Annotated in this window: 8 protein-coding genes and 1 pseudogene; 8 read left to right on the top strand and 1 reads right to left on the bottom strand. The window is 30.7% G+C overall.

Features of this window, described 5'->3' with window-relative positions; all coding sequences use genetic code 11:
- The 5 genes and pseudogenes from VN21_RS09925 to VN21_RS09905 form a co-directional block, all read left to right on the top strand.
- Window positions 1–318, top strand: a pseudogene (locus tag VN21_RS09925) (FAD binding domain-containing protein); the annotation flags it as partial.
- Entirely contained in the window at window positions 312–761 is a 450-nt protein-coding gene (locus VN21_RS09920) for a (2Fe-2S)-binding protein (protein ID WP_046823123.1), read from the top strand. The pseudogene VN21_RS09925 and the gene VN21_RS09920, both read left to right, overlap by 7 nt.
- 3 nt (window positions 762–764) lie before the next feature.
- Window positions 765–3,029, top strand: coding sequence for a xanthine dehydrogenase family protein molybdopterin-binding subunit (locus tag VN21_RS09915; protein WP_046823125.1), 2,265 nt, complete (start codon window positions 765–767; stop codon window positions 3,027–3,029).
- A 257-nt stretch (window positions 3,030–3,286) separates the two neighbouring features.
- On the top strand, window positions 3,287–4,093 hold the full coding sequence (locus VN21_RS09910; RefSeq protein WP_152650798.1) for an aminoglycoside N(3)-acetyltransferase: 807 nt from the start codon (window positions 3,287–3,289) through the stop codon (window positions 4,091–4,093).
- Window positions 4,094–4,171: 78 nt separating this feature from the next.
- Window positions 4,172–4,465: a hypothetical protein gene (locus VN21_RS09905; RefSeq protein WP_046823121.1), complete on the top strand. Its 294-nt coding sequence runs from the start codon at window positions 4,172–4,174 to the stop codon at window positions 4,463–4,465.
- Between the two features lie 54 nt (window positions 4,466–4,519).
- On the opposite strand, the gene VN21_RS09900 is transcribed toward VN21_RS09905, so the two are convergent.
- Window positions 4,520–5,365, bottom strand: a complete 846-nt coding sequence (locus VN21_RS09900) for a sulfurtransferase (RefSeq protein WP_046823120.1) — start codon at window positions 5,363–5,365, stop codon at window positions 4,520–4,522.
- Window positions 5,366–5,610: 245 nt separating this feature from the next.
- Here VN21_RS09900 and guaB point away from each other — a divergent pair, with 245 nt between their 5' ends.
- The 3 genes from guaB (at window position 5,611) to VN21_RS09885 (ending at window position 11,201) form a co-directional block, all read left to right on the top strand.
- The gene (guaB, locus tag VN21_RS19100; RefSeq protein ID WP_084822064.1) at window positions 5,611–8,214 is read left to right on the top strand and encodes an IMP dehydrogenase; all 2,604 of its coding nucleotides are present in this window, start codon (window positions 5,611–5,613) and stop codon (window positions 8,212–8,214) included.
- Between the two features lie 2 nt (window positions 8,215–8,216).
- Entirely contained in the window at window positions 8,217–9,755 is a 1,539-nt protein-coding gene (gene guaA / locus VN21_RS09890) for a glutamine-hydrolyzing GMP synthase (RefSeq protein WP_046823119.1), read from the top strand.
- 111 nt (window positions 9,756–9,866) lie between these two features.
- The gene (locus VN21_RS09885; protein ID WP_046823118.1) at window positions 9,867–11,201 is read left to right on the top strand and encodes an NCS2 family permease; all 1,335 of its coding nucleotides are present in this window, start codon (window positions 9,867–9,869) and stop codon (window positions 11,199–11,201) included.
- Window positions 11,202–11,236 lie beyond the last annotated feature (35 nt).

The raw sequence follows: 11,236 nt of genomic DNA, 5'->3' as shown, positions 1-11,236 counted from the left end.
AAATATAATAAAAATGCAGTTTATAAGTCTATGAGAAATGCTAAAAGTGATTATCCAATACTAAATGTATCTGTATCTAAATTAGATAATGAATTTAAGATATGTATAGGCGCAAGACCTCAAAGAGCAAAAGTAGCTATAGAAGCTAGTCAATTTTTATCTAATAATCAATTAAATGATGAAAATATAGAAAAAGCTATAGATTTAATAAAAAATGATATTGAATTTGGAACAAATATGAGAGCATCTAAAGAATATAGAGAACAAATAAGTAAAGTATTAGTCAAAAGAGCAATCATGGAGGTTACAAAATGTTAGTAGAACTTAATGTAAATGGGAAAAAGAGAAAAGTTGATATAGAGCCAGAAGAATATTTAGTAGATAGCTTAAGAAAATTAGGAAATTTAAGTGTTAAAAGAGGATGTGACACAGGATGTTGCGGGCTTTGCTCTGTGTGGATAAATAAAAGACCTACATTATCGTGTGCAACTTTAACAGTTAGAGCATTAAATAAAGAAATTATAACTATAGAAGGCTTAGAAAAAGAAGTTAGTGAATTTGCAAAAATATTAGTTAGCGAAGGTGCAGAACAATGTGGATTCTGCTCTCCGGGATTTATAATGACAGTTATAGCTATGAAGGAAGAATTAAGTAATCCTACAGAAGAGGAGATAATACACTATTTAACTGGTAATTTATGCAGATGCACAGGATACATGGGACAATTAAGAGCAATCAAAAGTTATCTGGGGGTAAAATAAATGATGAAAATAGTCGGAAAAGGAATACATAAAATAGATGGAATGTCTATAGCTACAGGTAAGCCTGTATATACTGATGATTTAGCAGCAAAAGATGCACTAGTTGTTAAAATTTTAAGAAGTCCTCATGCTTATGCAAAGATAAAAAATATTGATACGTCTAGGGCTTTAATGGTTGATGGTGTAGAGTGTGTATTAACTTATAAAGATGTACCTAACAATAGATTTACACTAGCTGGACAATCATACCCAGAACCATCACCATATGATAGATTGATACTTGAAGATACAGTTAGATATGTTGGTGATGAAGTAGCTATAATTGCAGCTATAGATGAAAAAACTGCATTAAAAGCTATGAAAATGATAAAAGTTGAATATGAAATTTTAAAGCCTATAATAGACATGGAAGATGCGATTGATAATGAAATGTTAGTTCATGATGAAGACAGACACTGCAATTTTGACATAGGTATGGAAAGAGAAAGAAATATAGTATCAAAACATTTGTATGAAAAGGGAAATATAGAAGAAGAACTTGAAAAGTGTGATGTTGTAATCGAAGAAACATATTATACACAAGCTCAAGCTCATGCAATGATGGAAACGTATAGAGCATACAACTACTTAGACCATACAGGTAGGTTAGTTGTAGTAAGTTCTACACAAATTCCGTTTCATGTAAGAAGACACTTATCAAGAGCATTGAATATACCTTCAAGTAAAATAAGAGTTATAAAACCTAGAATAGGTGGAGGATTTGGAGGAAAACAAACTGCCTGTGTTGAAATATTCTCTGCAATTGTAACGTTGAAAACAGGAAAACCTGCAAAAATAATTTATGATAGAAAAGAAACATTTAACTGTTCTACAAGTAGACATGCAATGAAGCTAGATGTAAAAATTGGAGCAACAAAAGAGGGAATAATAAAAGTTATAGATATAGATGCTTTATCAGATACGGGAGCATACGGAGAACACGCTTCAACAACTTTTGGGCTAGTAGGAGAAAAAACTATGCCTATGTACAATAAGCTTACAGCATCTAGGTTCAAAGGAAATGTAGTATATACAAATAAAATGCCAGCTGGAGCACTTAGAGGGTATGGGGCTACACAAGGGTGTTTTGCAGTAGAGTCAACTATAAACATGTTAGCACATAAATTAAATATGGATCCTACAGAAATAAGACTTAAAAATATAGTAAAAGAAGGCGAAACTAGCTTTGCTTATGATAAAACTTTAAATAGTGTAGATTTAGTAAAATGTATAAATAAAGGTAAAGAACTTATAAAATGGGATGAAAAATATCCTTCGAAAAAATTAGAAAATGGAAAAGTTAGAAGTGTTGGAATGGGACTTACTATGCAAGGATCAGGTATAGCAGGTATTGATACAGCTAGTGTGGAAATAAAATTAAATGATGATGGCAATTACACATTAATGGTAGGGTCTACAGATATGGGAACTGGAAGTGACACTATTTTAGCACAAATGGCATGTGAAATATTAGAAACTACAATGGATAAAATTAATGTTATATCAGCTGATACTGATGTAGTACCATATGATCCGGGGTCTTATGCATCATCTACAACTTATGTCACAGGAATGGCTGTTGTTAAAGCTTCCAACATACTTCGTGACAAGATAATAGATATAGGGGCTAAGAGACTTGGAATAGACAAAGAATACACTGAATTTGACGGTGAGTATGTATATAGTGAGCACAATAGAATATCAGTATTTGATATAGCGGTTGACTTTACAGTTGGACCAGAAAAAGAACAGTTAGTAGGCTATGCATCTCATGGTAGTGAAGTATCACCCCCTCCATTTATAGCTGGGTTTGTTGAAACAGAGATGGATTTAGAAACAGGTAAATATGAAGTTGTTGATTATGTTGCTGTTGTGGATTGCGGAACTGTTATAAATAAAAACTTAGCAAAGATACAAGTTGAAGGTGGTATAGTTCAAGGTATAGGAATGGCTATGTTTGAAGAAGTTAGACATACGGATGACGGACATATGGATACAAATACATTTATGCAATACAAAATACCTGCTAGATGTGATGTCGGAAATGTCATTGTAGATTTTGTAGAGACAAATGAACCAACAGGGCCATTTGGAGCGAAATCAGTAGGAGAAGTTGTTATAAACACACCTCTACCAGCTATACAAGAATCTGTATATAATGCTTGTGGAGTTAGAGTTAATACGCTTCCTATAACACCTGAAAAAATATTTATGGAAATGAATAAATAAAAGTTAGGATAATTATCCTAACTTTTTTACGCTTAAGGAAATTTTACTTAACTAAGTTTTGTGGATAACTTATGTAACATAGCTATATAAATGTTTTGGTGAAAGTAAAAAATGATATTTTGAGCAACGGACGGAGTCGTTGGCGACATGAGCGAAGCGAATTTTTTATTGATTATATAAAATTAACTATATATTAAAAGGTTTGAAATTATTTTTATCGAATTTATAATAAATTGAAAAATTAAATGAGGGATATTATGAGTAATGAAGAGAATATAATTAAATCAAGTGTAGAAATTAATACAAAAACAAGTTTACTTAAAGATCTAAAAGCTATGGGAGTTAAAGAAGGGATGACTATTATAGTGCACTCATCTCTAAGTTCGATTGGATGGGTTTGTGGAGGCCCTATATCTGTTATAGACGCTCTTTTAGAGGCTGTAGGAGAAAATGGCAATATAGTTATGCCTAGTCATACTGGAGACTATTCTGACCCAATATATTGGTGTAATCCACCTGTTCCTGAAAGTTGGCATGAAATAATAAAAAATGAAATGCCTGCTTTTAACAAATTAACAACTCCATGTAGAGGAATGGGAATAATAGCACAAACCTTTATAAGTTATGAAGGGGTAACAAGAAGTAATCATCCACAAGTATCATTTAGTGCTTATGGAAAAGATAAAGAATTTATAACAAATAACCATAGTTTAGAATATGGACTATCAGAAGAATCACCATTAGCTAGAGTTTATGATTTAGACGGATATATTCTACTTTTAGGGGTTCCTTATGAAAATAATACATCATTTCATTTAAGTGAGTATAGAAGTAATTGCAGAGAAACATTCATATCAGGAGCGCCTATACTAGAAAATGGAATGAGAGTATGGAAAGAATTCGAAGATTTAGAAGTAGATTCTGATTGTTTTGGATATATTGGAGAAGTTTTTGAAAATAATCACAAGGTTATAAACTATAAAATAGGAAATGCAAATTGTAAATTGATGCCTCAGAGAGACTGTGTAGATTTTGCTACGAAATTTTTATCTAAATCTAAATAATTAAAATATGCAATATTAAGAAAATTGTGTTAATGATGTGTTATAATAGTATTATCAATAAGAAAATGGGGGATATGTATGAAAAATTTAGACTTAAGCAAACTAAGTTTAGTAACAGATTTTAATTTAGTTAATAGCTTAATAGCTATGACACAAGTATACAAAGATATAGAGCCTAAAGATATACCAAGAATAGAGGAGTACATACAAAGTAAATTTACGGATAAAGAGTTGCTTGAAATTGGGATGGAGATAGTTAAAAATAAGGAAAATAAAATGAGTTTTGATGAGATAAAAGTTATAGCAGAAAAAAGATTAAATGAATACATGGATAAAAAAGAAGCTCAAAGAGAACTTGTTAAAAATGTATAAATAAAAATAAAAAGGATGATTTCAATAAAAATTGAAACATCCTTTTTATTTTTATTATTGAACTGTAGTATTTACATCATTATCATCATAGCTTACCCAATCACTAAAACTTCCAGAGTAAACTTTATGCTTTATTCCGCTTTCGCTAAGTGCTAAACTGTTAGGACAAGCAGTTATACCAGATCCGCAATAAACTATTACTTCGTCAAATTTATTTAACTTTTCAAAATGTTTTTTTAAATCTTCTACAGATTTTATATTTACGCTATCACCATTTTTTTCTAATATATCCATCCAGAAATAATTCATTGCACTAGGAATATGACCAGCTTTTCTATCTACAGGTTCAAATTCACCTAAGTATCTTTTATGTTCTCTAGAGTCTATTATAGCAACGCTATCTTTATACAATCTTTCTTTTACATAGTTCATATCAACTCTCATTGAATCATTTATATCAACTACAAACTCTCCATTTTTAGAAACTGTAGGAACTTCATTATTAGTATCTCCGCCAATTTCAATGAATGCATTTATTCCACCGTCTAAAACATATACCTTATCATGACCTAGATACTTTAAAGTCCACCATAGTCTAGATGGCCCAGCTAAATCTCCTTCATCATAGCAAACAACTACTGAATCATTATTTATGCCTAAGTTTTCAAAAGTACTTTTTAATTCGTCCACAGTAGGAAGTGGATGTCTACCTCCGTGTTCTTGAACTTTACTAGATAATTCAGTTTCTAGGTCAATTCTAACTGCACCTTTTATATGATTTTTTTCATAACTTTTTTTACCATATTCTTTATCCATTAAGTCAAATCTGCAATCGACAATAACTAGGTTTTCATTATTTAAATTTTCTTTTAACCATTTAGCATTAACTAAGTTTGTCATAAATGCCCTCCTAAATATTAAATTTTATGTAATTGTTTTCACAACTTATGTAAATAATATATACTTAGATTGAGTAATTTTCAATAGTTTATGAAATTTACTTAAAATACAGAAAATAATAACTTTTTAATATCTGAAAAAAACGTTTAACTAATTTGTTTTAATATGTTAGAATATGGGTAAAGAAGAAATATTGTATACCACATACATCAATACAATTAAAGGGACAATTAGGAGGCAAAAATATGAAATTTTCTTCAAGAATAAAATCAGTAGAAGCTTCAACTATAATGGAGCTATTAACTTATGCAGCACAAGCTAAAAAACAAGGGAAAAAAGTATATCATTTAAATATAGGGCAACCAGATATTAAAACTCCGGAAAACTTTTTCGAAGCAATAGCTAACAACAAAGAAGAAGTTTTAGAGTATGCTTTATCAGAAGGTTTACATGAACTTAGAGAAGCTATACAAAAATACTACAGAGAATATGATATAAACTTTGATTTAGAAGATATATTAATATTAAACGGTGGTAGTGAAGCTTTATTCTTTACAATGTTAACTATATGTAATGAAGGAGAGAACATATTAGTACCTGAACCATTCTATTCAAACTATAATAGTTTTGCAAATGCAGTTGGAGTTGAAATCAAGCCAATAACTACTTTTGCTGAAAACGGATTCCACTTACCTTCTAAAGAGGAAATCGTATCTAAGATAGATGGAAACACTCGTGCTATATTATTCTCAAACCCAGGAAACCCAAGTGGAGTAGTTTACACTAAAGAAGAAATAAACATGATATCTGATATAGCTAGAGAACATGATTTATGGATAATAGCAGATGAAGTCTATAGAGAGTTTGTATATGAGGGAGACTACACTAGTTTAGGAAATGTTAAAGAAGTAGAAGATAGAGTTATAATAGTAGATAGTGTATCTAAAAGATATAGTGCATGTGGATCTAGAATAGGTTCTTTAGCTTCTAAAAACAAAGAATTTATGGGTGAAATATTAAAGCTTTGTCAAGCTAGATTATCAGTTCCTACATTAGAACAAATTGGAGCAGTAGAACTTTACAAAACTCCAAATTCTTACTTAACAGAAGTAAATGAAGAGTATAGAGAAAGAAGAGATGTTTTATACAATGAACTTGTAAAGGTTCCTGGTGTTATATGTAAAAAGCCAACAGGAGCATTCTATATAGTAGCTAAGTTACCAGTTAAGAGCGCTGATGATTTTGTTAAATGGATGCTAAGCGATTTTGAAATCGATGGAGAGACAGTAATGCCTTGTCCTGCTGAAGGATTCTATAAAACTAAAGGTCTTGGAGTTGACGAGATAAGACTTGCTTATATATTAAATAAAGAAGACTTATCAAAAGCAGCTAAGATATTAAAAGAAGGATTAACATTTGATGATGTACTTTTAGTTCCACAAAGATCAGAAGTGTTACCTAAAGATGTTTGTACACAAACACAATTAACAAAGAGCATTAAATTAAATATACCTCTAATGAGTGCAGGTATGGATACAGTTACTGAATCGAAAATGGCTATTTCAATGGCGAGACAAGGTGGTATAGGAATAATACACAAAAATATGTCTATAGAAGCACAAGCTTTAGAAGTTGATAAAGTAAAAAGAAGCGAGAGTGGTGTTATCGTAGACCCATTCTTCTTAACAAAAGACCATACAATACAAGATGCTGATGATATAATGGCAAGATATAAAATATCGGGTGTACCAATAGTAGATGATAATAATAAATTAATCGGAATAATAACAAATAGAGATATAAAGTTTGAAGCTGATTTTACTAAAAAAGTAGAAGATGTTATGACTAAAGAAAATCTTGTTACAGCAAGAGAAGGAATAAACTTAACTGAAGCTCAACAAATATTAAAGAAACATAAAATAGAGAAATTACCTATAGTTGATGCAGAAGGAAACTTAAAAGGATTAATAACAATAAAAGATATAGAGAAGAAAATACAATATCCAAACTCTGCAAAAGATTCTCAAGGAAGATTATTATGTGGAGCTGCTCTTGGAATAAGTGCTGATTTAATGGATAGAGTTGCTGCATTAGTTAAAGCTAATGTTGATGTAGTTGTACTAGACAGTGCACATGGACACTCTATGGGTGTTATAAATGCTCTTAAACAAGTAAAAGAAAAATATCCAAACTTACAAGTTATAGCTGGAAATGTTGCAACTGCAAAAGCTACAGAAGATTTAATAAAAGCTGGAGCTGACTGTGTAAAAGTAGGAATAGGACCAGGGTCTATATGTACGACAAGAGTTGTTGCTGGTATAGGTGTTCCACAAGTAACAGCAGTTATGGACTGTGCAGAAGTTGGACATAAGTATGGAGTACCAGTAATTGCTGATGGAGGATTAAAGTTCTCTGGAGATATAGTAAAAGCATTAGCTGCTGGAGCATCAATATGTATGATGGGATCTATGTTTGCAGGAACAGAAGAAAGTCCTGGAGAAACAGTTTTATATAGAGGAAGATCATACAAGACATATAGAGGAATGGGATCTATCGGAGCTATGGAAAAAGGATCTAAGGATAGATACTTCCAAAATGATGCTAAAAAATTAGTTCCTGAAGGTGTTGAAGGAATGGTTGCATATAAAGGTAAAGCTGAAGATATAGTTTACCAAATGATAGGTGGAATAAGAGCTGGTATGGGATACTGTGGTGCCGCTACAATTAAAGACTTAATGGAAAATTCTGAATTTATAAAAATAACAGCTGCTTCATTAAAAGAAAGTCATCCACATGATATAACTATAACTAAAGAAGCGCCAAATTACAGCACTCAAGGGGAGGTATAAGAATGAAAAAACAACATGAAATAGTTTTAGTAATAGATTTTGGTGGTCAATACAACCAATTAATTGCAAGAAGAGTTAGAGAAAATAACGTATATTGTGAAATATTACCACATACTACAGATATAGAAGTAATAAAAGCTAAAAATCCAAAAGGAATAATCTTTACAGGAGGACCTAACAGTGCATACTTAGAAGAGTCTCCAAAGATAACTAAAGAAATATTCGAAATAGGAGTACCTATACTTGGAATATGTTATGGAGTTCAGTTAATGGCTCACTTATTAGGTGGTAATGTAAGAAGAGGAAATAATAGTGAAAAAGAATATGGAAAAACTTCTATAACATATAACGCTTCAAACATATTTGAAGGAATTTCTACTAATACTGTTTGGATGAGTCATACAGATTTAATAGATATTCTTCCTGAAGGATTTGAAGTTGCTGCATATACTGAGGATTGTCCAGTAGCTGCAATGCATCACCCAGAAAAGAAATTATACGGAGTTCAATTCCACCCAGAAGTTGAACATTGTTTAGAAGGAGATAAAGTTTTAAGAAACTTCTTATATAATGTATGTGAAGTAACTGGAGATTGGACAACAGATTCATTTATAGAAGAAAAGATAAAAGAATTAAAAGAAACTATAGGAGATAAGAAAGTACTTTGTGCTTTAAGTGGTGGAGTAGATTCATCAGTTGCAGCTGTACTTGTTCATAAAGCTATAGGAGATAACTTAACTTGTGTATTCGTAGATCATGGATTACTTAGAAAAAATGAAGGCGATGATGTTGAAAGAATATTTAGAGATAAGTTTGATATGAACTTAATAAGAGTAAATTGTGAAGATAGATTCTTATCTAAATTAAAAGGTGTAACAGAACCTGAAGCTAAGAGAAAAATAATAGGTGAAGAGTTTATAAGAGTATTTGAAGAAGAGTCTAATAAATTAGGAAAAATGGATTTCTTAGCTCAAGGAACTATATATCCTGATGTTGTAGAAAGTGGACTTGGAGAATCAGCTACAATAAAATCACATCATAATGTTGGTGGAATACCTGAAGATATAGAATTTGAAATAGTTGAACCTTTAAGAGAATTATTTAAAGATGAAGTTAGAAAAATAGGATTAGAACTTGGAATAGATTATGATTTAATATATAGACATCCATTCCCAGGACCAGGTCTTGGAATAAGAGTTATAGGCGAAGTAACTAAAGAGAGATGTGATATATTAAGAGAAGCAGATGCTATATATATGGACGAGCTTAAAAAAGCTGGTTTATATAGTGAAATATGGCAAGCATTCGCAACTTTACCAGATGTAAAAACTGTTGGAGTTATGGGAGATGAAAGAACTTATGCTTATTTAGTAGGTATAAGAGCCGTTACTTCTTCTGATGGAATGACTTCTGATTGGTACAAAATGCCTTACGATGTATTAGAAAAAATATCTAATAGAATTGTAAATGAAGTTGATGGAGCAAATAGAGTAGTTTACGATATCACTAGTAAGCCTCCAGGAACTATAGAATGGGAATAAAACCAGTTTATTCAAACACTTACAATAAATTATAAAAAAATAAAAAGCTTATGCTTTTTATTTTTTTATAAGGATTTTATCACAAAAAATTTATCATCAATGGAGGAAAATATGCAAAATTCAAGTGTTAAAGGCTCTAATAATGGATTATTAGAGAAAGTTTTTAAACTAAGTGAAAATAACACAAATGTAAAAACAGAAGTATTAGCAGGAATAACAACATTTATGACAATTGCTTATATATTAGTTGTAAATCCTACCATATTAGGTGAAGCTGGTATGGATAAGGGCGCTGTTTTTACAGCAACTGCAATAGCTTCAGCAATAGGATGTATAATAATGGGATTCTTAGCTAATTATCCTATAATATTAGCTCCTAGTATGGGAATAAATGCGTTCTTTACGTATACAGTAGTTTTAGGTATGGGATATACTTGGCAATTTGCACTATGTGCTATGTTTATCGAAGGTATTATATTTATTTTATTAACAGTAACTAATGTTCGTGAAAAGATAATAGAGTGTATGCCAGATGTATTAAAACATGCTATAACAGCTGGAATTGGGTTGTTTATAACATTTATAGGACTTGTTAATGCAGGTATTGTTCAACAAGGTGGAGCTATAATATCATTAGGAAATGTTAAGTCACCAGTTGTATTATTATCTATAATAGGATTAATGATAGCTGCAACTTTATTAATAAAAAATGTGAATGGAGCATTTTTAATATCTATAATAATTACATCTGTAATTGGGATGGTATTTTCAATAGTTCCTATGCCAACAGGAGTTATAGACTTACCTCCATCAATACAACCTGTATTTATGAAAGCATTGGATGTAGGTAAAAGTCAAATATTTAGCTTAGATATGTTAGTAATAGTACTTACATTATTATTTGTTAATATGTTTGACTCAATAGGATTTTTATTAGGGATTGCAGATAAGGCTAATTTATTAGATGAAAATGGAAATATGCCTAATGTAAAAAAAGCATTATTAGCAGAATCTGTTTCAACTACTATATCTTCAGTATTAGGAACATCAACGCTAGCTACAACAGTTGAAAGTGGATCTGGAATAGCAGTTGGAGGAAGAACGGGATTAACAGCAGTAATTACTGGAATTTTATTCTTAATTTCATTATTTTTTGCTCCATTATTTGTTTCTATACCACCTCAAGCTACAGCTCCAATACTTATACTTGTAGGATTCTTAATGGCAAGTTCAATATTAAGAATTAACTTTAATGATTTTACAGATGCGATACCAGCATTTATAACATTTGTAATGATGCCTTTATCATACAGTGTTGCAGATGGTATTATGTTTGGAATTATATCATATACATTTTTAAAGTTAGCTAGTGGTAAGAAAGATCAGGCAAAACTTTCTTTAATTATACTTAGCATAGTATTCATACTAAAATTTGGATTATTATAAAATGAAAAAGATATGTAAATATTTATATTTATATA

Origin of the sequence: Paraclostridium benzoelyticum, assembly GCF_001006285.1 — a bacterium.
GTDB lineage: Bacteria > Bacillota > Clostridia > Peptostreptococcales > Peptostreptococcaceae > Paraclostridium > Paraclostridium benzoelyticum.
The sequence above is the reverse complement of the archived record's forward strand: the minus strand, read 5'-3'. Positions and strand labels throughout refer to the sequence as shown.